Annotated in this window: 21 protein-coding genes; 12 read left to right on the top strand and 9 right to left on the bottom strand. The window is 73.5% G+C overall.

Features of this window, described 5'->3' with window-relative positions; genetic code table 11:
- Positions 1–15: 15 nt before the first annotated feature.
- Together ACIBST_RS11410 and ACIBST_RS11405 are read right to left on the bottom strand one after the other, a co-directional pair.
- Positions 16–252, bottom strand: coding sequence for a DUF397 domain-containing protein (locus tag ACIBST_RS11410; RefSeq protein ID WP_352323675.1), 237 nt, complete (start codon positions 250–252; stop codon positions 16–18).
- Positions 253–1,074, bottom strand: coding sequence for a helix-turn-helix transcriptional regulator (locus ACIBST_RS11405; protein WP_352323686.1), 822 nt, complete (start codon positions 1,072–1,074; stop codon positions 253–255).
- Between the two features lie 232 nt (positions 1,075–1,306).
- On the opposite strand from ACIBST_RS11405, the gene ACIBST_RS11400 reads away from it, so the two are divergent.
- Both ACIBST_RS11400 and ACIBST_RS11395 read left to right on the top strand, forming a co-directional pair.
- On the top strand, positions 1,307–1,801 hold the full coding sequence (locus ACIBST_RS11400; RefSeq protein WP_352353567.1) for an ATP-binding protein: 495 nt from the start codon (positions 1,307–1,309) through the stop codon (positions 1,799–1,801).
- A 77-nt stretch (positions 1,802–1,878) separates the two neighbouring features.
- Complete coding sequence (locus tag ACIBST_RS11395) at positions 1,879–4,296, top strand: helicase-associated domain-containing protein (RefSeq protein ID WP_397170965.1); 2,418 nt, start codon at positions 1,879–1,881, stop codon at positions 4,294–4,296.
- On the opposite strand, the gene ACIBST_RS11390 is transcribed toward ACIBST_RS11395, so the two are convergent.
- The gene (locus ACIBST_RS11390; protein ID WP_397170964.1) at positions 4,290–5,312 is read right to left on the bottom strand and encodes an ABC transporter substrate-binding protein; all 1,023 of its coding nucleotides are present in this window, start codon (positions 5,310–5,312) and stop codon (positions 4,290–4,292) included. The genes ACIBST_RS11395 and ACIBST_RS11390 overlap by 7 nt on opposite strands.
- A 250-nt stretch (positions 5,313–5,562) precedes the next feature.
- On the opposite strand from ACIBST_RS11390, the gene ACIBST_RS11385 reads away from it, so the two are divergent.
- From ACIBST_RS11385 to ACIBST_RS11375, 3 genes are read left to right on the top strand one after another with little or no spacing between them, the layout of a single operon-like run.
- The gene (locus ACIBST_RS11385; RefSeq protein WP_397170963.1) at positions 5,563–6,549 is read left to right on the top strand and encodes a FecCD family ABC transporter permease; all 987 of its coding nucleotides are present in this window, start codon (positions 5,563–5,565) and stop codon (positions 6,547–6,549) included.
- Positions 6,546–7,553, top strand: a complete 1,008-nt coding sequence (locus tag ACIBST_RS11380) for a FecCD family ABC transporter permease (RefSeq protein WP_397170961.1) — start codon at positions 6,546–6,548, stop codon at positions 7,551–7,553. Before ACIBST_RS11385 ends, ACIBST_RS11380 begins: the two co-directional genes overlap by 4 nt.
- Entirely contained in the window at positions 7,553–8,374 is an 822-nt protein-coding gene (locus ACIBST_RS11375; RefSeq protein ID WP_397170959.1) for an ABC transporter ATP-binding protein, read from the top strand. The genes ACIBST_RS11380 and ACIBST_RS11375 overlap by 1 nt, the downstream gene beginning before the upstream one ends.
- 90 nt (positions 8,375–8,464) lie before the next feature.
- On the opposite strand, the gene ACIBST_RS11370 is transcribed toward ACIBST_RS11375, so the two are convergent.
- The gene (locus ACIBST_RS11370) at positions 8,465–9,103 is read right to left on the bottom strand and encodes a TetR/AcrR family transcriptional regulator (protein WP_397170957.1); all 639 of its coding nucleotides are present in this window, start codon (positions 9,101–9,103) and stop codon (positions 8,465–8,467) included.
- Between the two features lie 37 nt (positions 9,104–9,140).
- Between ACIBST_RS11370 and ACIBST_RS11365 the strand changes: the two genes are divergently transcribed.
- Complete coding sequence (locus ACIBST_RS11365) at positions 9,141–9,458, top strand: rhodanese-like domain-containing protein (RefSeq protein WP_352323684.1); 318 nt, start codon at positions 9,141–9,143, stop codon at positions 9,456–9,458.
- 10 nt (positions 9,459–9,468) lie between these two features.
- On the opposite strand, the gene ACIBST_RS11360 is transcribed toward ACIBST_RS11365, so the two are convergent.
- Complete coding sequence (locus tag ACIBST_RS11360) at positions 9,469–10,722, bottom strand: ArgE/DapE family deacylase (RefSeq protein WP_397170955.1); 1,254 nt, start codon at positions 10,720–10,722, stop codon at positions 9,469–9,471.
- Between the two features lie 55 nt (positions 10,723–10,777).
- Between ACIBST_RS11360 and ACIBST_RS11355 the strand changes: the two genes are divergently transcribed.
- Positions 10,778–11,701, top strand: a complete 924-nt coding sequence (locus tag ACIBST_RS11355; RefSeq protein ID WP_397170954.1) for an endonuclease/exonuclease/phosphatase family protein — start codon at positions 10,778–10,780, stop codon at positions 11,699–11,701.
- Between the two features lie 89 nt (positions 11,702–11,790).
- Positions 11,791–12,111, top strand: coding sequence for a co-chaperone GroES (locus ACIBST_RS11350; RefSeq protein WP_352327236.1), 321 nt, complete (start codon positions 11,791–11,793; stop codon positions 12,109–12,111).
- Here ACIBST_RS11350 and ACIBST_RS11345 read toward each other — a convergent pair.
- Entirely contained in the window at positions 12,106–13,035 is a 930-nt protein-coding gene (locus tag ACIBST_RS11345; protein ID WP_397170953.1) for a hypothetical protein, read from the bottom strand. The genes ACIBST_RS11350 and ACIBST_RS11345 overlap by 6 nt on opposite strands.
- 72 nt (positions 13,036–13,107) lie before the next feature.
- Complete coding sequence (locus ACIBST_RS11340) at positions 13,108–13,563, bottom strand: TIGR02611 family protein (protein WP_397170952.1); 456 nt, start codon at positions 13,561–13,563, stop codon at positions 13,108–13,110.
- 149 nt (positions 13,564–13,712) lie between these two features.
- Here ACIBST_RS11340 and ACIBST_RS11335 point away from each other — a divergent pair, with 149 nt between their 5' ends.
- The 3 genes from ACIBST_RS11335 to ACIBST_RS11325 all read left to right on the top strand — a co-directional run bounded on the left by ACIBST_RS11335 (position 13,713) and on the right by ACIBST_RS11325 (position 16,892).
- Positions 13,713–14,618: a phosphotriesterase gene (locus ACIBST_RS11335; RefSeq protein WP_397170950.1), complete on the top strand. Its 906-nt coding sequence runs from the start codon at positions 13,713–13,715 to the stop codon at positions 14,616–14,618.
- Between the two features lie 148 nt (positions 14,619–14,766).
- Positions 14,767–16,038, top strand: coding sequence for a histidine kinase (locus ACIBST_RS11330; protein ID WP_397170949.1), 1,272 nt, complete (start codon positions 14,767–14,769; stop codon positions 16,036–16,038).
- Between the two features lie 206 nt (positions 16,039–16,244).
- Complete coding sequence (locus tag ACIBST_RS11325) at positions 16,245–16,892, top strand: response regulator (protein WP_397171644.1); 648 nt, start codon at positions 16,245–16,247, stop codon at positions 16,890–16,892.
- A 39-nt stretch (positions 16,893–16,931) separates the two neighbouring features.
- Here ACIBST_RS11325 and secY read toward each other — a convergent pair whose 3' ends face one another.
- Complete coding sequence (gene secY / locus ACIBST_RS11320; RefSeq protein ID WP_397170948.1) at positions 16,932–18,221, bottom strand: preprotein translocase subunit SecY; 1,290 nt, start codon at positions 18,219–18,221, stop codon at positions 16,932–16,934.
- An 85-nt stretch (positions 18,222–18,306) separates the two neighbouring features.
- Here secY and ACIBST_RS11315 point away from each other — a divergent pair, with 85 nt between their 5' ends.
- Positions 18,307–18,951 (top strand): AAA family ATPase, encoded by a 645-nt coding sequence (locus tag ACIBST_RS11315; protein ID WP_397170946.1) that lies wholly within the window; start codon positions 18,307–18,309, stop codon positions 18,949–18,951.
- On the opposite strand, the gene ACIBST_RS11310 is transcribed toward ACIBST_RS11315, so the two are convergent.
- Positions 18,876–19,496 (bottom strand): TetR/AcrR family transcriptional regulator, encoded by a 621-nt coding sequence (locus ACIBST_RS11310; RefSeq protein ID WP_397170944.1) that lies wholly within the window; start codon positions 19,494–19,496, stop codon positions 18,876–18,878. The genes ACIBST_RS11315 and ACIBST_RS11310 overlap by 76 nt on opposite strands.
- Between the last annotated feature and the right edge of the window lie 18 nt (positions 19,497–19,514).

The raw sequence follows: 19,514 nt of genomic DNA, 5'->3' as shown, positions 1-19,514 counted from the left end.
GAGGTGAACAGGCTGTTACACGAGAAGGCCGTCGAACTCGCCGTCCTTCGCGCCGAGCACCAGGGCCCGGATCTCGTCGCGGGTATAGATGAGAGCAGGGCCGTCGGGGAAGCGCGAGTTGCGGACCGCGATCCCTCCGTCGGGAAGCTCCGCGAGCTCCACGCAGTTGCCCTGCGAGTTGCTGTAGCGGCTCTTGCGCCAGGCGACCTGGGTGAGGTCGGCCGCGGGCATGCCGTTGTAGGTGTGGTTCATCTACATCTTTCTGAGAAGACCGCCGATGAGCTCGACGGTGCCCCCTGGCGTGGTGCTTTCCACGCACAGTTGCTCCATGGCGGTGAGGTACGGGTCGATGTCCTCACGTTTGTCCAGGTACAGGGCACCCCAGAGCTGCTCGACGTAGACAACGTCCGACAAATCGGACTCGGGAAACCGCAAGATGCTGAACGCGCCCCCCTCGGCGGCGTGCTTGCCGAACCTGAAGGGCATCACCTGGAGGGTGATGTTGGGCAGGGCGGCGACTTCCAGCAGATGCTGGAGCTGCTCGGACATGACCTCTCGCCCGCCGATGGTCCGCTTGAGCGCCGCCTCGTCGATGACGGCCCACAGCTTGGGGCCGTCCTTCTGGGTGAAGCGCTCCTGGCGCTGCATGCGCATGTGCACGCGGCGCTCGATCTTGTCCGGACTCGCGTCGGGGTTGCCGAGCTGGAAGACCGATCGCGCGTACGAGGCCGTCTGCAGCAGGCCGGGCACGAACTGCACCTCATAGGTGCGGATCACGCTCGCGGCCTCCTCCAGGCCCACGTACGTCGTGAACCACGAGGGCAGCTCGGCGGAGTACTTGTGCCACCACCCGGGGGTGTTGGCCTCGCGGACCATCTCCAGCAGGGCACGGCGTTCGGCATCGTCGACGACGCCGTACAGGGTGAGCAGGTCCTCCACGTCACGTGTCTTGAACCCGACACGCCCGAGCTCCATACGGCTGATCTTGGACTCGGACGCCCGGATGTGGAACCCGGCCTGGCCGCGGTCGAGCCCGGAGGCCTCGCGCAGGCGCCTGAGGCTCGCACCCAGCATGATGCGCCGAACGGTCGAGCCGGAGCCGGGCGGATCAATGGACACGTGCTGCTCCTTGTGTCGTTTCCTTGAAGACACAGTCTGTCACTTGGCGGCCGAAAGATCATGGGCCGCGGACAAGATCCCCTTTCCCCCATATTGACCACTTGAGGAGAACCGTAGCGGTTGCACGAGTTGTCTGCACGTGCATTCGCTCTTGCACCTGCACGAGAGATTGCCGCAGAATGATCACGTGCAATCCACCACCGCGCCCGGCCAGTGGACCACGTTCGACTGGTGGCCGCCCGTCGGCTGGTGGCCGGAGGCGGCTCGCGATCTCCTGGTGACCGGCCCGTCCGCGAGCGCCACGTACGTGCTCCCGCCCACCGCCTCCTCGGTCCATTCCGCGCGCAGCTTCACCACGGGGACACTGTCCGGCTGGGGGCTCGGCGAGCTGGTCGAGAACATGGAACTGGTGGTCTCCGAGCTGGCCACCAACGCCCTGCGCCACGGCCTGCGCCTCGACGAGCCCCACTGCCAGCGCCCGGTCCACATGTCCCTGGTGCGCCGCGGCTCGCTCGTCACCAGCGCGTTCACCGATCCCGGCACCTCGGTGCCCGTGCTGCGATACCCTGGCCCCCTTGACACCGGCGGCCTGGGTCTCCACATCGTCGAATCACTCAGCCTCCGCTGGGGGTGGTCGGCACTCGCGCCCCACGGCAAGATCGTCTGGGCAGTCCTCTCCTGACGGAGGGGTGCTCTGCACTACCGTGGATGGTCATGGCTCACGGTGAGTCCCACGCGACCCCATGAGAGTGCTGACAGATGGAAGATCACCTGCTCGGCTGGCTGCGCACACTAGACGAAAACCGGCTTGCCCGCATCCTGGCCAACAGGCCCGACGCCATCGCGCCGCCCTGGCCCCGCAGGCTCGACACGCTGGCCCAGCGCCTGGGCAACGGCTTCGCCGTCATGGAGGCCATGCGGGGGCTGCCGCTGCCCGCCCTGCAACTGGCCGAGGCGGGCCTGACCATGAGCCGGCCGACGCCCGAGGGGCTGGCCGCCTTCCTCGGCGTCCCGGGCGAGACGGTGGCCCCCTGGCTCGACCATCTGTACGACCACGCGCTGGCCTGGCCCGACGCCGACGGCGTGATCCATCTGGCCGAGGGCGTGGCGCGCTGGTGGGCGGCCCCGCTCGGCCTGGGCGAGCCGCTGGAGCACTACCTCAACTCCTGGACGATCAGCAACGACGCCCTGCGCGCCCTGGCCCGCGTGCTCGGCCTGCCCGCCCACGGCAACAAGCGGCGCACGATCGCCCGCGTCATCGAGCTGCTGTCCGACCCCGGCCGCCTCGACCGGCTGACGGCCACCGCCCCCGACGGCACGCTCGCGCTGCTCGGCCGCCTCGCCTGGGACGGCCCCGCCCGCGACGTCGACGGCGGCCGGTTCGTCACCCCCGGCACGCCGGAGAAGTGGTGCGCCGACCACGGCCTGCTGTTCCGCCCGAGCTGGCACGTCGCCGAGATCCCCCGCGAGGTGGCGCTGTGCCTGCGCGGCCCCGGCTACCATCCGCCGTTCCAGCCCGAGGCGCCCGAGGTGGCCTCGATCCCGGTCGACCCCGAGGAGGTCGACCACCTGATGACGCTGGCCGCGCCGCACGTGGTCGAGCGCTGCGCGGCCCTGCTCGACAACACCTCCAAGACCCCGCTGCCGCTGCTCAAGACCGGCGGCGTGGGCGTGCGCGAGGCCCGCAGGGTCGCCAAGGAGACCGGCTGCGACGAGGACGAGACCCGCCTGCTGCTGGAGGTCTGCGCGGTGGCCAGGCTGCTGGCCTGGGACGAGCAGTCGGGCGGCATGATCCCCACCGAGCGCTTCGACCGCTGGCGGCTCGACGAGGGCTCGGCCCGGCTGCGGGTGCTGCTGTCGGCGTGGTGGCGGATGGAGCGTTCGTCCCTGCGCAAGGTCGACGGCAAGTACGCCACCGTGCTCGGCGACGACCCCTCGGGCAGCGCGGTGGCCAGGGTGCGCAGGGCCGTGCTGGCGGCGCTGGCCCATCTGCCGGCCGGCACCGCCTTCGCCGACCGCGACAGCCTCGTGCGCAACGTCCACTGGCACGCCCCGCTGCTCGACCAGGCGCTGCTGGCCGAGTGCGCGCCGGCCGTGCTGGAGGAGGCCACGCTGCTCGGCCTGCTGGCCAACGGCGCGCTCACCGACCTCGGCCGCGCCCTGGCCGGGCTGACCGCCGACCCCGGCGACGAGAACGACGACGCCGTCCCGCAGGTCGAGCACGATCCGGTGCTGGCCGAGGCGTCCACCAGGGCGCTGGCCAGCGTGCGCAGGAGCGCGCTGTTCGGGCCCGACCTCACCGCCGTGGTGACCGGACCGCCGTCGGCCGAGCTGGCGGCGCTGCTCGACCGGGTGGCCGAGCGGGAGTCGCGCGGCGCGGCCTCGGTGTGGCGCTTCACCATCGAGAGCGTGCGCGGCGCGCTCGACCACGGCTACGACGCCGACGAGCTGCTCGACGAGCTGGCCACGGTCGGCACGATCCCGCAGCCCCTTGAGTACCTGGTGCGCGACACCGCGCGCCGGCACGGCGAGGTGACGGTCTCCACGGTCGGCTGCGTGGTGCAGGCCGGCGACACCGCGCTGCTCGCCGAGATCGCCGGGCACCGGCGGCTGGCCCGGCTGGGCCTGCGGCTGCTGGCCCCCACGGTGCTGATCAGCGCGGCGCCGGCCGAGCGCACGCTGGCCGCCCTGCGCGAGAACGGCTACTCCCCCGTGCCCGTCTCCGACACCGGCGAGATCACCATCCACCGGGCCAGGGCCGAGGAGCCGCACAACGGCAAGCTGATCCTGCTGCCCGGCGGGCAGGTGGCCGAGCTGTCGGAGTTCACGCCCGGCTCCGAGCCGCACGCGCCGTACGTGATCGCCGAGCCGGCCCCCGACCCGCACGAGCACGCCCGCCGCCTGGTCGCGGCCGGCCGGGACGAGTCCGGCAAGCACGGCCGCACCTGGGCGATCATCGGCAGGATGGCGACCAGGCTGCCGACCGCCCAGCAGTCGCTGCTCGGCTTCGTCGTCGACCGGGGGGTGCGGGCCGGCATCACGCTGGCCGACGGCCTGACGGCCACGATCAGCCACGGCGAGCTGCGCGCCGGGGCGCTCGACGCCTGGTGCGAGGAGGCGGGCGACTACCTGGAGTTCCCGCTCGCCGAGATCGTCGAGGTGCGCGGGGCCTACTGAAGCTTCTTGGCCTTCTTCAGGTTCGACACCAGCTCCTCCAGGAACGTGGCGTAGCCCTGGTAGCTGAAGGGGGCCTCGGCGCGCCACGGGTAGAACTGGCCCGCCTTGACCGCCGGGAGCTTGGCGAAGGTCGGCTTCTTCAGCATCTCCTCGGGCTTGAGCGACTGGGTGCGGGTGTCGTAGAGGATCACGTCGGCGTCGTAGGTGTCGGCGTTCTCCCAGCTCAGGGTCTGGAAGAAGCCGCCGTCGTCCACCTTCGCGGGCTTGACGATGTTCAGGCCGTTCTCGGTGAGATGCACGATGTCGGGGTACTCGGGCGGGTTGACGACCCACATGGCGTCGGCGCCGCCGGACATCATGAGGATCTTGAGGTCCTTGAAGGCGGCCAGCTCCTTGGTCGCGGCCTCCATGCGGGCCTTGGCCTCGGGCACGCCCTGGAGGTCGGCGCCGAGTGACCTGGCCAGTTCCTCGTACTTGCCGATCACCTGGGTGGCGCTGCGGCCGGTGAGCATGACGCCGGCGGTGGGGGCGACCTGCTCGATGGTCTCCTTCGACTTCGCCGGCACGTACCACAGGTCGCCCTTGACGTACATGCTGCTGACCAGCAGGTCGGGCTGGAGGGAGATGTACTTCTCGACGTTGAACTCGTCCCAGACGTTGCCCAGGCCCTCGACCTTGGCGATGTCGACGTTGCCGACCTGGGGGTCCCTGGATCCGTCGGCGAGCTTGTGCGGGCCGAAGACGGCGACCGGGCGCACGCCGAAGTCCCACAGCGCGGCGGCGGCGCCCACCTGGGCCACCACCCGGGACGGGCGTGCGGGCAGGTCCAGCTTCTTGTCGCGGTCGTCGGTGAACGTCCAGCCCTGGGCGGCGGTGGCGGCGGGCGCGGCGGAGGCGCTCGCGCCGCCGTCGCCCGCCGCCCGGGTGCCGCCGCCGCAGGCCGACAGTGTCAGGGCCGCCGCGAGCCCTGCCGTGGCGGCCAGGAAGCCTCTGCGCGCGAGTACCGGTCCCGACATGTCCATCTCCTAAGGTTAGGCTTGCCTTCTTACGGAGACATTAGATTAGCCTTGCCTAAGTTTGACCGCTACGAGAGGGGGTCGGGTGCGCCCGGCTGAGGACACGGCTGAGCCCGCCGGCGGGCGACCGTCGGCCACCGGGGAGGGGCCGCGACCCCGCCGGTCCGGTTCCGCGCCGGAGACCGGGGAGGGTCCGGCGTCACGCCGGTCCGCGCCCGCGACCGGGGAGCGGCCGCGGCGGTCCGCGTCCGTGCTGGTGGTCGGGCTGGTCGTGACCGCGGGGGTGCTGGCGCTGGTGGCGATGGCGAGCGTGGCGCTCGGGGCGCGGTCGGTGCCGTTCTCGACGGTGATCGACGCGCTGCTCGCCCCGGACGGCTCCAGCGACCACGTCGTCATCCGCGAGCTGCGCATCCCGCGCACGCTGCTCGGCATCGGCGTCGGCGCGACTCTGGGCCTGGCGGGAGCGCTCATCCAGAGCCTGACCCGCAACCCGCTGGCCGACCCCGGGCTGCTCGGCATCAACGAGGGCGCCGCGCTCGGCGTCACGCTGGCGCTCGCCGTGTTCGGCCTCTCCGACCCCGCCGTGTACGTCTGGTTCGCCTTCGGCGGCGCCGCGGTGGCCTCCGTCGTCGTCTACGCGCTGGCCGCGGCCGGCCGCTCCGGCGCCGGCCCGGTGCGCCTGGCGCTGGCCGGGGTCGCGCTCGGCATGGTGTTCACGGCCGTCGCCTCGGCGATCCTGCGCATGGACGCGCAGACCTTCGACCGGATGCGGTTCTGGCTGACCGGCTCGCTGGCCGGGCAGAGCGCGGACACGCTGGTGCGGCTGGCGCCGTTCATGGTGGCGGGGCTGGCGCTCGGGCTGACGCTGGCCAGGCCGCTCAACATGCTCTCGCTCGGCGACGACGCCGGTCGCTCGCTGGGCGTCGCGGTCGGCAGGACGCGCGTCCTCACCGGCGTGGCCGTCACGCTGCTGTGCGGGGCCGCGACCGCCGCCGCCGGGCCGCTGTGGTTCGTCGGGCTGGTCGTGCCGCACGCCGTGCGCGCGCTGGTCGGCGGCGACCAGCGGTGGGTGCTGCCGTACTCGGCGCTGGCCGCGCCGGTGCTGGTGCTGGGCGCCGACGTCGTCGGGCGGCTGGTCGCGCGTCCTGGAGAGGTGCAGGTGGGCATCGTGTGGGCGGTGATCGGCGCGCCGATCTTCATCCTGCTGGCCCGGCGCAGGCGGGTGGCGGCGCTGTGACCGTACGTCTCGGTCCCTGGTCCGTACGGCTCGCGCCCCGGTCCCTGCTCGTCTGCGCCGCCCTCGTGGCGGTCGGCTGCGGGGTGGGCGTGGCGGCCATCGCCACCGGCGAGTTCACCGTCTCCGTGCCCGACATCCTGGACGCCCTGTTCGGCCAGGGCACGCCGGTCGCCGAGCTGATCGTGAGCAAGCTGCGGGCCCCGCGCGTGGTCACCGGGCTGCTGGTGGGGGCGGCGTTCGGGGCGGGCGGCGCGATCTTCCAGAGCCTGACCAAGAACCCGCTGGGCAGCCCCGACTTCATCGGCTTCACCGCCGGCGCCTCGACCGGCGGCATCCTCGCCGTCGTCGCGGGCGGCTCGGCCATGACGATCGCGGGCGGCGCGCTGGCCGGTTGCGTGGTCACCGCCGTCCTGGTCTACGCGCTGGCCTTCCGGCGCGGCGTGCAGGGCTACCGGCTGGTGCTGGTCGGCATCGGCGCCAACACGCTGCTGCTGGCGGTCAACAACTACCTGCTGACCAGGGCCAACATCAACGACGCGGCCACCGCGGGCGCGTGGCTGACCGGCAGCCTCGGCGGGCGCGGGTGGGACCACGCGATCCCGGTCGCGGTGGCGCTGGCCGTCCTGCTGCCGGTGTGCGCGCTGGTGGCGCGGCCGATGCGGATGATCGAGATGGGCGACGACGCGGCCAGGGCCATGGGCGTCAAGGTCGAGGCCGTACGGGCCGCGGCCGTCACCGCCGGGGTGCTGCTGACCGGCGTGGCCACCGCGGCGGCCGGGCCCGTCGTCTTCGTCGCGCTGGCCGCGCCGCAGATCGCCCGCCGGCTGACCCGCTCCCCCGGCGTCACGATGGGCGCCTCGGCGCTCACGGGCGCGGTGCTGCTGACCGCCTCCGACCTGGTCGCCCAGCGGCTGCTCGCCCCGACCCAGCTTCCCGTCGGGGTGGTCACCGCCGCCGTCGGCGGCACGTACCTCGCCCTGCTGCTGCGAAAGGACCGCCACTGATGGCTGCGTCGCCCGGGACCCCCCGCCTGACCGGAACCGGCCTCACCCTCGCCTACGACCAGCGCGTCGTGGCCACCGAGCTCAGCGTGGCCATCCCGGACGAGTCCTTCACCGTGATCATCGGCCCGAACGCGTGCGGCAAGTCCACGCTGCTGCGCGCGCTGGCCAGGATGCTCAGGCCCAGGAAGGGAGCCGTGCACCTGGACGGCAGCCTGATCACCGCGCTGCCGTCGAAGGAGGTGGCGCGGCGGCTGGGCCTGCTGCCGCAGAGCTCGATCGTGCCCGACGGGATCAGCGTGGCCGACCTGGTGGCCCGCGGCCGCTACCCGCACCAGCGGCTCATGCGCCAGTGGTCGAGGGCCGACGAGGCGGCCGTGGCCGAGGCCATGCGCGCGACCGACGTCGCCGGGCTGGCCGACCGGATCGTGGACGAGCTGTCCGGCGGGCAGCGGCAGCGGGTGTGGCTGGCCATGGCGCTGGCCCAGGAGACGCCGATCCTGCTGCTGGACGAGCCCACCACGTTCCTGGACATCTCCCACCAGATCGAGGTGCTCGACCTCTGCGCCGACCTGCACGAGGCCGGCCGGACCATGGTCGCCGTGCTGCACGACCTCAACCAGGCGTGCCGGTACGCCACCCACCTGATCGTCATGCGGGCCGGCGCGGTCGTGGCCGAGGGCGTGCCGGCCGAGATCGTCACGCCCGAGCTGGTCCACCGGGTGTTCGACCTGCGGTGCGAGATCATCCAGGACCCGCAGTCGGGCACGCCGATGATCGTGCCCGAGGCGCGACGGCGGGCGCCCGCCTCCGCCCGAGCCTGACCCTGCCTCTGCCCCTGACCCGCCTGACCCGCCTGACCCGCCTGACCCGCCACCCGCCTGACCCGCCTGACCCGCCTGAGCCGACGCGGGCTAGACCGGGCGGGCGAGGGCGGCGGCCAGGGCCGTGATGCCCGCGGCGGCGCGCTCGCGGCCGTACTCCTCGCGCAGCACCCCGGCCGCCTCCGCGCCCATCGCGGCCAGCAGGGTGTGGGCGAGCACGTCGGCGTCGGCGCCGGGCCGGGCCTCGGCCAGCAGGATCGCGACGTGGCGGTGCCAGAAGCGGTAGGCGCCGATGCGGTAGCGGGCCCCCGGGCTGGCCGTCTCGGACATCCGCACCAGGTCGAGGTGGGCGTAGAGGTAGTCGAGGTAGGCGGCCGTGAAGGCGGTCAGGCGCTCGGCGGCCGGCGCGCCGGGGCCGACCGGCGGCGGCCCGGACAGCACGCGCTCCTGCAGGTCGCGCTCGCGGGCGTCCAGCAGCGCCACCGCCAGGCCCGACTTGTCGCCGAACCTGCGGAACAGCGTGCCCTTGCCGACGCCCGCCTCGGCGGCGACCGCGTCCATCGACACGGCCTCGACGCCCTTCTCGGCGAACAGCCGCGCGGCGGCCGCGAGCACCTTCTCCCTGTTGCGCGCCGCGTCCGCGCGCTCTTTGACCGGCTTGCCGGTCAGCAGCTCCAGCGGCTCGCTTGACGAACCGGACTGCGGTCCGTTAGGTTCCTGGCCGTTCACACATCCGGACTCTAGTCCATTTCGCCGGGAGGCCACAATGACGATCACCCGCGAGGAGCTGCACGCCCGTCTGGGCAGCGTGACCGTGCTCGACACGCTCGGCGGCTCCTACTACGCCCAGCAGCACCTGCCCGGGGCCGTCGCCCTGGTGGAGAGCGAGGTCGCCGAGCGCGCCGCCGAGCTGCTGCCCGACAAGGACGCCACCATCGTCACCTACTGCTCCAACCCCGCCTGCGGCAACAGCAAGGCCGTGGCCAACCGGCTGACCGCGCTCGGCTACACCGACGTGCGCCGGTACGTCGAGGGCATCGAGGACTGGGTCGGGGCCGGCCTGCCGGTCGAGTCGTCCCTGTGACCGGTGCCGCTCAGCGGACGCCGCAGCGGCGCACCGCGAGCAGCGCCAGCGCGCGGGTGACCTCGCGCAGCTCGGCCAGCTCGACCTGCTCCCTGGGCGCGTGCGCGAACCGGACGTCCCCCGGGCCGTAGTGCAGGGTCGGGACGCCGCCGGCCGCGTACAGGCGCAGGTCGCTCCCGTACGGCGCGGCGGCCTCGGCCGGACGGCGGCCCGCGACGTCGGCGACGGCCTCGTTGACCGCGCCGAGCAGCTCGTGCCCGGCGGGCAGCCGGCCGCTGGCGAACTGGCCGCCCGGCCAGGTCACCGTGGGCGGGTTGGCCCGCAGCCACGGGTGTCCGGTCGAGGCGACGGCCTCCTCGAAGGCCGCCCGCGCCGCGGCCGGGTCCTCGTCCAGCCGCACGCCGAGACGTCCCTCGGCGACCAGCAGGTCGGGCACGGTGCTCGCCCAGTCGCCCGCCCGCACGGTGCCGACCTCGATCGGGTACGGCATCGGGTTGTCGCCGAAGAGCTCCGGCACGTCCCGGTTGCGGTCGGCCTCCAGACGCCTGATCGCCTCGAACACCGGCCAGAAGACCTCGATCGCGTTGACGCCCTCGTACCGCGTGGCGCCGTGCGCGGCGCGGCCGGCGATCTCCAGCCGGAAGGTCTGCGCGCCGGCGTTGGCGGTGATGACCGCGCCGCTGGTGGGCTCGGTGATCACCGCGGCCTCCGCCGTGTGGCCCCTGGCCAGGGTGGCGAACGCGCCGAGGCCGCCGTCCTCCTCGCTGATCACGCAGTGCACCGCGAGCGGCCTGGCCAGGCGCACCCCCGCCCGCTTCAACGCCCGGACGACGGCCAGGTTGGCCACCAGGCCGGCCTTCATGTCGCAGGCGCCCCTGCCGTGCAGCACGTCGCCGGTGATCCGGGCGGCGAACGGGTCGCTGCCCGCCCACTTGGCCAGGTCGCCGGTCGGGACGACGTCGACGTGGCCCTGGAGGGCCAGCGCCGGCACGCCCTCGCCCTCGGTCACGGCGACGACGCCGTAACCCTCCTGCCTGGGGGCCTCGGTGCCGGGGAAGCCGGCGCGCGCGGTGAGGTCGGCGAGGTCGAGTTTCCAGACGTCCACGTCCAGGCCGGCCTCGGTGAGCAGGCGGGCGAAGCGGTGCTGGAGGTCGGACTCGGCGTCGGTGCCCGTGACGCTCGGGACGCGCACCGTCTCGGCCAGCAGGCCGACGGTCTCCGCCTCGTCGATGGCGTTCAGGACCCTGGCTTCCACGTCGCGCATGGAGCACACTTTCTCACGCCGTGAACGCCTTTCACGACATATGGCAATACAGGACGTGCGTAGCTGGATGAGCTGGATCATGGTGACGCCGTTCGCCCTCTGGGCGGCGGTGCGGCTGAGCGGGTTCGAGCCGGACTGGCCGTGGGTGCCGGTGGTCGCGTTCACGCCGCACGCGGCGGCAGGGGCGGCGCTGGGCCTGGCACTCGCCGGGCTGCTGCGGCGGTGGGCGGCGGGGGCGGTCGCGCTGGTCACGGTGCTGGCGCTGGGCGTCACGGTGCTGCCCCGCGCGGTGCCCGACCCCGCGCCGGGCGCCCGTGGCGCGGCGCTGCGCGTGCTGGCCGCCAACCTGCTGGTGGGGACGGCCGACGCGACGGAGCTGACCGGGCAGGTCAGGTCGCTGCGGCCGGACGTGCTGACGTTGCAGGAGTTCACGCCCCTCGCCGAGCGGCGGCTGGAGGCGGCGGGGCTGCGCGAGCTGCTGCCGTACGCGGTGACGCGGCCCGCCGAGGGGGCGGGCGGCTCGGCCGTGTACGCCCGCCACCCCCTCACCGCCGGCGAGCTGATCAAGGCGGGCGGGTTCGGCCAGGCCACGGCCGTGCTGAAGCATCCCGGCGGGGCCCGGGTGGAGATCGTCTCGGTGCATCCGTGCGCCCCCAAGCGGTTGGGCAGGCAACCGTGCTGGCTGGCCGGGCTGGAACGCCTGCCACGCGGCGACGGACGGCTGCGCGTGCTGGCCGGCGACTTCAACGCCACCCTCGACCACCTCCCGCTGCGCGAGCTGCTGGCCGCCGGCTACCGCGACGCGGCCGACGCCATGGGCCGGGGCCTGTCCACGACGTGGGGCGGGTGGGGGCCGCTGCCCGGCGTGACGATCGACCACGTGCTGGCGGCCGACCGCATGGCGGTGCGGGACTTCCGGGTGCTCGCGCCGGTCGGCAGCGACCACCGTCCGGTGTACGCCGAGCTCCTGCTGCCCTGACCCCGCTCTCGTGCCCCGGCGCCGGGGCAGGGCGGGACCTGGGACGATCGCGGGATTCCGGAGCTGCGGCGGCTCGTAAACTGTGACCCGTGGAAGCGCCCAAGTTCGAGATTCAGATGCTGCACGACCGAGTGATGATCCGGCTGGAGCAGGAGGCCGAGGAGCGGCGCAGCGGCTCCGGCATCGTCATCCCCGCGACGGTCAAGATGGCCAACCGGCTGGCGTGGGGCGAGGTCTGCGGCGTCGGCACGAACGTGCGCGCGGTCAAGGTCGGCGACAAGGTGCTGTTCAACCCGGAAGACCAGTTCGAGGTCGAGGTGCACGCGCGGGTCTACCTCGTCATGCGCGAGCGCGACCTGCACGCGGTGGCCACCCAGGAGACCGACCACGGCACGGGCCTGTACCTATGACACGGGGGTCCTGGCGAAGTTGAGCCACAGCTCGGCGGCCCAGGTGGCGGCGGGCACGTCCGCGAGCACCCGCGTCGTCCGGCCGGTCAGGTCGAGCACCGCCAGGCGGCGGCTCCTCCCGGCCGTCGTGACGGCGATCAGGTGGGTGTCGTCCCACCAGCCGAACAGGGCCTCCGGCCTGACGGCCACGCGCTGGGCGATCGTGCCGGTGGCCAGGTCGATCAGGCACACCTGCTCCTTGAACCGCGAGGGGCACCACGTCGTCAGGCGTTTGCCCGAGGGCGCGTAGGAGTCCTCGGGGCCGGTCGGCAGGCCCACGTCCGCGTACGTGCGCAGCACCGCGCCGTCCGTGGGGCGGTAGACGCGCAGGCCGGCGCCGTACATGCTGACGAGGTTGCCGTCGGGGCTCCACCAGAAGCCGGCCCGCCGGGCGAGGCCCGCGACGCGGACCGTGCTCGCGGTGCCCGCGCGCACGTCCACCACCGTGAAGCCGAGCACCCGCCAGGTCCCGCCGCTCTTCTGCTCGACGGTGAGCGCGACCTTCCTGCCGTCCCTGGACCAGGAGGCGTAGGCGGCCGTCATGGGCTTCTTGACGGTACGGATCCGCGCGGTCTTGCCGGTGGCCCGGTCGGTGACGACCACGGAGTCGTAGCCCGCCCGGTACGAGGACGGCACCCCGGCCGTCAGGCGGCCGTCGGGCGAGACCGCCACCTCCGACAGCCCCTTCTGCCGGGTGAAGGCGTCGCCGGTGGCGGCGCGCAGGTACGTGCGCCCGGTGCCGAGGCCGTACGCGCTGAGCCGGACCGGGTCGCCCGATTTCTCGTGATATTTCATGCCGCCGGTTTCCGGCAACGTCAGGTCCGCCCGAGCGGCGGCCGGGGCGAGGAACGTCAGCGACAGCGCGACGGCGAGGTGAGCGAGCACGCCCGCAGAATAGGCAGGGAAAGGCGGCGATTCCGGGAACGATAACGACCCGGTCTGAAAGCCCCTCCGGAACTAGACGAAACGCTGGGCGATCTCCAGCAGGTCGATGCCGAGCGTCAGCATGCCGAAGTAGACGATCACCGCGGCGGCGGCCACGGTCACCAGCAGCACGAGGATGCGCACCGTCCAGCCCTGCCGCTTGTACCACTGCGTCCAGGCGTGCAGCGTCCGCTTGCCGAACTCCAGCACCCGGTGGGCCCAGTGGAACTCGGTGGCCAGCACCGCCAGCCCGGCGAACACCACCAGCCAGCCGGGCCCGGGGAACGGCACCATGATCAGGCCGCCGATCACCATCACCGCGCCGATGACGCCGACCACGATCTTCAGCGTGAGCGCGCCCGCGCGGGTGGACCGTACGCCGTCGAGCCACCCTTTCAGACCGCTGCGGCGGGCGGGCATGGCGGACTGTTCGGCGGCCTCGTCCTTCATCAGGTCGGCGTCGCCCGTCTCGGAGTTCTGGATCGGCACGTCTCCCCCGTGTCGTCGGCTGCCTCTCAGGATACGGCTCACATCGACAGGAACACTTGCAGACCACTAGCAGGTCGCCAAACAGGACGAAGAGTAAAATTTCCCGCCAGAAGGGAGGGGATTCCGGCAACTATCGGTTAATGTCTGCTATGCCCGAGGTCATCCTTCGCACCGTCACCGGCCCCATCCGCGCGGCAGCGGTGAACGGCGCCGTACTCCCCCACGAGCACCTGCGCAACGACATGCGCTGGGCGGTCGGCATCGACTCCGACCCCCACCGCTGGCTCGACGAGGAGACCACTGTCACCGCGGAGCTCCGCGAGCTGCGCCAGTCCGACGAGCTCAACCTGGTGGTCGAGCTGACCTGTCTCGGCATGGGCCGCGACGCCGCCGCCCTGGCCCGCATCGCGGCGGGCAGCCGGGTGCCGGTGATCGCCTCGACCGGCTTCTTCGCCCAGCCGTTCACCGACGTCGGCGACGAGGACGTCGAGCAGCTCACCCGGCGCCTGATGACCGAGATCTCCAGCGGCGTGGACGGCACGGGCGTCTTCCCCGGCGTGATCGGCGAGGTCGGCAGCTGGGGCGCCGAGCCCACCGCCCGCGAGGAGCGCTGCCTGCGCGCCGCCGCCCGCGCCTCCCGCCAGTCGCGCCTGCCCGTCGCCACCCACGGCCAGAACGCCCTGGCGCTGCTGGAGATCCTGCTCGGCGAGAACCTGCCCGGCTCCCGCGTGGCCGCCGCCTACTCCGGCGACCTGGGCGGCGCCCGCAAGATCGCCGAGGCGGGCGCGTACGTCAGCCTCAGCGTCCTGGCGCTCGGCCCCGATCAGGCGGCCAGGATCGCACTCGGCCTCATCGAGGACGGCCACGCCGACCGCCTGCTCCTCAGCACCGGCCTCAGCCGCGTGGCCCAGGTCCAGCGGTACGGCGGCTGCGGCTACGCCCACCTGTTCCACAGCCTGCTCCCCCGCCTGCGCGAGGCCGGCACCGGCGAGGACGTCATCCGCCTGATCATCCACGACAACCCCTTGCGCTGGCTGACCGACGGCATGCGCTAACCCACCCCACCTGCGCCCGACGGAACGCACCGACCCGGACCGGTACCTCTCGTCAAGATCGTCTTGGGGCGGCCGGGTGGGCGGTGATCGGACCGTGCCGCCCAGAACTCGCTAGGATCGGGGCGACACGAGCCTGGCCGGGTGGGGGATGGTGAGCGAGCACACGCAACGCGGCGGGCGCCTGCGCAGGCCGTTCGCGGCGCTGTCGCGCCTGAGCCGGGTGGGTGACATCCCGGTCGTCGTCATGCTGGCCTGGGCCGGGTGGCTGGCCGTCCCGTGGTCGTTCAGCGGTCTCGCGCAGGCCAGGGCCGCGGCAGCGGCGGCCGCCGCCGACACCGAGCCGCCGCCCTCCTCCCACGCCTCCGACACCGCCCCACCGCCGTCCGCGCTCGGCCCGCACACCGCGTCGCCGTCCCCGCTCGGCTCGCACAGCACGCCGCCGTCCCCGCACGGCCTGCACACCGCGTCGCCGTCCGCGTTCGCGTCCCACGCCTCGACGCCGTCCGCTGTCGTCACGGGTGTGCCTGGTGCTGGGGGCGGGGCGCTGTGCGGTCCGGGGGCTGGGGATGCGGCTTCCGGGCGGGGGGCGTGGCCGGTGGGTGCGGCCTGGGGGATCCCGGCGCCCGCGGTCGCCCACCCCGCCGCCACCGTTCGTCCCGCCCGCCCCACCGCCGCCACCGATGCCTTCGCGACCACCACCCCGCGCACGCCGGACGCCGCCCCGCATGCGGTGGGGGGCGTGGCCGGGCAGGGCACTGGGTTCGGGGGGTCGGGGGGTGCCCTTGGTGCGGCTGAGGTGGTGGCGGCCGAGCGGGCGCGGATCGCCGGGGAGGTGCACGACGCCGCCCTGGCGGCCGAGCGGGCGCGGATCGCCGGGGAGGTGCACGACGCCGCCGGGCACGGCCTGGCCGCCATCGCGATGCAGGCCGGGCTCGCGCTCGTCGCCCTCGACGACGACCCCGAGCAGGTACGGGCCTCGCTGCGGGCGATCAGGGAGACCAGCACCACCGCCCTGGCCCACCTGCGCGCCGCGCTCGACGGCATCGACCCGCCGGCCGCCGACCTGCCCGGTCTCGTCGCGGGCGTACGCGCCGCGGGCCTGCCGGTCGACGTCGAGCCCGCCGATCCCGCCGTGCCCGCCCACCTCAGGGACGCCGTCTACCGGGTGGTCCGCGAGTCCCTCACGAACGTGCTCCGGCACGCCGGCCCGACCAGGGCCTCGGTACGCGTGGCCGACGGCCCGTGCGGGTTCGTCCTGGAGGTGGCCGACCGCGGCGCGGGCTGGACCGGCGCCGCCGAGGGGCGCGGGCTGGCCGGGATGCGCGCCCACGTCACCGAGGCGGGCGGCCGGCTCACCGCCGGACCCCGCGAGGGCGGCGGCTTCCAGGTGACCGCCCGCTTCCCCCGGTACGAAGCATGACCACCCCCACCCCAGGCCCCCACCCCCCAGGCCCTCACCACACAGGCCCGGACGCACACACCTCCGGCTCAGGCTCGCTCCCGCCAGGCCCTGACACGCACGCCCCCGGTCCAGCCCCCTTCCAGACAGGCCCGGACATGCACGCCCCCGGCACAGCCCGGCCCGGGACGGCCGCCCTGCCCCCCGCAGACGCCGGGGAGCGCCCGATCAGGGTGGCGGTTGCCGATGATCAGGCCGTCGTGCGGATGGGGCTGCGGGCGTTGCTGGACCGGGAGCCCGGCATGGAGTGCGTGGGCGAGGCGGCCGACGGCGCGGCGGCGCTCGACCTGATCCGCCGTACCCGTCCCGACGTTCTGCTGCTCGACATCCGCATGCCCGGCACCGACGGCCTGTCCGCGTTGCGCGCCGTGGCCGCCGATCCCACGCTGGCCGGCACCCGGGTCGTCGTGGTGACCACGTTCGCCGTCGACGAGTACGTCTTCGCCGCCCTCCAGGCCGGGGCGAGCGGGTTCGTGCTCAAGGACAGCGCGCCCGACGAGCTGGTCAACGCCGTGCGCGTGGTGGCGGCGGGCGAGGCGCTGCTGTCGCCGTCCATCACCAGGAAGGTCATCGGCCTGTTCGGCCGCGGCGGCGCCGAGCCCGTCGAGGGCCTGGGCACGCTCACCCCGCGCGAGCGCGAGCTGGTGGCGTGGGTGGCGACGGGCCGGTCCAACGACGAGATCGCCAGGGAGCTGGTGATCAGCCCCGACACTGTGCGCACGCACGTCAGCCGGGCCATGGTCAAGCTGCGCGCCCGCGACCGGGCCCAGCTCGTGGTGTTCGCCATGCGGGCCGGGCTCGCGCCGCCCGTCTGAGCCGGCCCCGCGCCCCCGGAGCCGGACCGGGCTTGCGGTCTACCGCAGGAAGCCCTCGTAGTTGCGCTGCTGGAGCTGGGCCTCGATCTGCTTGACCGTGTCCAGCCCGACGCCGACCATGATGAGCACGCTGGTCCCGCCGAACGGGAAGTTCTGCTGGGTGCCGGGGTCGCGCAGGATCGCGAACGCCACCAGCGGCAGCAGCGCCAGCACGCCGAGGTAGAGGGCTCCGGGCGCGGTCAGCCGCGACAGCACGTACGCCAGGTAGCGGGCCGTCGGCGCGCCCGGCCGGATCCCCGGGACGAACCCCCCGAACCGCCGCATGTTGTCGGCCACCTCGACGGGATTGAAGGTGATCGCGACGTAGAAGTAGGCGAAGGAGACGATCAGCAGCACGTACACGCTCATGTAGAGCGGATGGGTTCCGGCGGTCAGGTTGCGCGAGACCCAGGCGCCCGCCTCCGCGCCGAGCAGCGGCGCGGCCAGCGTCGGCACGTAGAGCAGCGACGAGGTGAAGATCACCGGCACGATCCCCGCCTGGTTCACCTTGAGCGGGATGTACGTGCTGCTCCCCCCGTACATGCGCCGCCCCACCATGCGCTTGGTGTACTGGACGGGCACCCGCCGCTGGGCCTGCTCGACGAACACCACCGCCGCCACCAGGCACAGCCCGGCCGCCAGCATCACCGCGAACCCGAACGGCGTGAGCACGAAGATCTTCGCCATGTACCCCGGGAACACCGCCACGACCTGCGTGAACATCAGGATCGACATGCCGTTGCCGATCCCCCGGTCGGTGATCAGCTCGCCCATCCACATGACCACGCAGGTGCCCGCGACCATCGTCGCCACGATCACCGTCACCGCGAGCAGCCCCTGGTCGCGCAGCAGCGGACGGGCGCAGCCGGGCAGCAGGTTCCCCGACCGGGCCAGGGTGACGACGGTGGTGGCGTTCAGGACGGCGAGGCCGACGGTCAGGTAACGGGTGTACTGGGTGATCCGCGCCTGCCCGTTGGACCCCTCCTTCCTGAGCGTGTCGAGCCGCGGCACCACGACGGCGGACAGCTGCAGGATGATGCTGGCCGTGATGTAGGGCATGACGCCCAGCGCGAACACCGAGAGCTGGAGCATCGCGCCGCCGCTGAGCATCTGCATCATGTCGAAGACGCCGCCGCTCGCCGAGCCCACGCACTGCCGCACGGCCACGACGTCCACGCCGGGGGCGGGCATGATCTGGCCGAGGCGGAACAGCACGATCAGCCCCAACGTGAACAGCAGTTTCCTGCGCAGCTCCGGCACCCGGAACGCTCTGGCGAAGACGGTCAGCATGAGCAGGAAGTCTGTCCGCGGGCGGGCCGGACGTCGTCCGCCCAGGCGAGGCACCCGCGTACGCAGATCCGCGTAGGTTGGGCGCATGACGACGGTGTGGGTGATCAGCGGGCCGCCGGGGGCGGGCAAGTCCACGGTGGCGGCCGAGCTGCTGGCCCGCCTGTCGCCGGTGCCGGCCCTGCTGGACAAGGACACCGTCTACGGCGACCTGGTGGCGGAGGTCCTGCGGGCCCACGGCCGCGACCAGGGCGAGCGCGAGGGCCCCTGGTACGACCGGCACGTCAAGCACCACGAGTACACCGGCCTGACCAGGATCGCCGCGCAGATCCGCGGCCACGGCTGCCCGGTGCTGCTCGACGGCCCGTTCACCGCGCAGGTGCACGACGCGGCGCGGTGGGCGCGGTGGGTGGCGGAGCTGGGCGGCCCGCCCGTGCGCCTGTTGTGGGTGCGTTCGGACGGGCCGACGCTGCGCGCCCGGCTGGAGGCGCGCGGCCTGGCCAGGGACGCGGGCAAGCTGGCGGCCTTCGCCGACTACCTGCGGAACATCCGGGTGGACGAGCCGCCCGTCGTCCCGCACCTGGAGATCGACAACCGGCGGGGCGCACCGCCGGTCGGCGACCAGCTCACGGCGGCGGGCACACCGCCGCGATCAGCTCACGGCGGCGGGTACACCGCCGCGAACACGGCCGGCAGCCGGGGGACGAGCCGGGTGAACCGCCCCTCCTCGTAGGAGGCGCCCGGCTCGTTGCTGAGCTGCTGGGACACGGGCCCGGCGATCAGGCTCGCGGCCAGGGCCAGCCCCTCCTCGCCCGCGGCGTCGGGATGCAGCTCGCCGCGCCCGACGGCGGCCCTGATCAGCTCGGCGAAGTGCTCGTGGACGGCCAGCGCGGGCGCGTACGCCTCGGGCGATGGCGCGAACCCCGGCACCGGCCGCCAGAACATCAGCTGGGCCAGCACCTGGTTCTCCATGATCCACCGCGCTCCGGCCTCCAGGGACGGCCCCATGGCCGCCAGCCCCGGCTCGTGCGGCTCGGCCCCCCGCCGCACGGCCTCCAGGTAGCCCTCCTGCCCGCGCCTGAACAGGGCGTCGTAGACCGCGTGCCGGGACGGGAAGTACTTGTACAGCGACGGCGGCTGGATGCCGAGCCGCCTGGCCACGGTCGCCAGGCTCAGCCCCGCGACGCCCTCCTCCGCCATCACGTCGAGGGCGATGCCGAGGATCTCGGCCTGCGTCTCGGCTCGCCGTCGTGCTCGCCGGTCGGGAATGTCTGCCACATGTATTAGCTTAGGCTA

The organism is Nonomuraea sp. NPDC049684, from assembly GCF_044465345.1.
GTDB lineage: Bacteria > Actinomycetota > Actinomycetes > Streptosporangiales > Streptosporangiaceae > Nonomuraea.
This window is presented reverse-complemented; position numbering and strand designations above follow the sequence as displayed.

Coding starts and splice junctions, on each gene's coding strand:
- ACIBST_RS11410 (WP_352323675.1), bottom strand. CDS start 252: ATGAACCACACCTACAACGGCATGCCCGCGGCCGACCTCACCCAGGTC.
- ACIBST_RS11405 (WP_352323686.1), bottom strand. CDS start 1,074: ATGCTGGGTGCGAGCCTCAGGCGCCTGCGCGAGGCCTCCGGGCTCGAC.
- ACIBST_RS11395 (WP_397170965.1), top strand. CDS start 1,879: ATGGAAGATCACCTGCTCGGCTGGCTGCGCACACTAGACGAAAACCGG.
- ACIBST_RS11390 (WP_397170964.1), bottom strand. CDS start 5,312: ATGTCGGGACCGGTACTCGCGCGCAGAGGCTTCCTGGCCGCCACGGCA.
- ACIBST_RS11375 (WP_397170959.1), top strand. CDS start 7,553: ATGGCTGCGTCGCCCGGGACCCCCCGCCTGACCGGAACCGGCCTCACC.
- ACIBST_RS11365 (WP_352323684.1), top strand. CDS start 9,141: ATGACGATCACCCGCGAGGAGCTGCACGCCCGTCTGGGCAGCGTGACC.
- ACIBST_RS11360 (WP_397170955.1), bottom strand. CDS start 10,722: ATGCGCGACGTGGAAGCCAGGGTCCTGAACGCCATCGACGAGGCGGAG.
- ACIBST_RS11335 (WP_397170950.1), top strand. CDS start 13,713: ATGCCCGAGGTCATCCTTCGCACCGTCACCGGCCCCATCCGCGCGGCA.
- ACIBST_RS11330 (WP_397170949.1), top strand. CDS start 14,767: ATGGTGAGCGAGCACACGCAACGCGGCGGGCGCCTGCGCAGGCCGTTC.
- secY (WP_397170948.1), bottom strand. CDS start 18,221: ATGCTGACCGTCTTCGCCAGAGCGTTCCGGGTGCCGGAGCTGCGCAGG.
- ACIBST_RS11315 (WP_397170946.1), top strand. CDS start 18,307: ATGACGACGGTGTGGGTGATCAGCGGGCCGCCGGGGGCGGGCAAGTCC.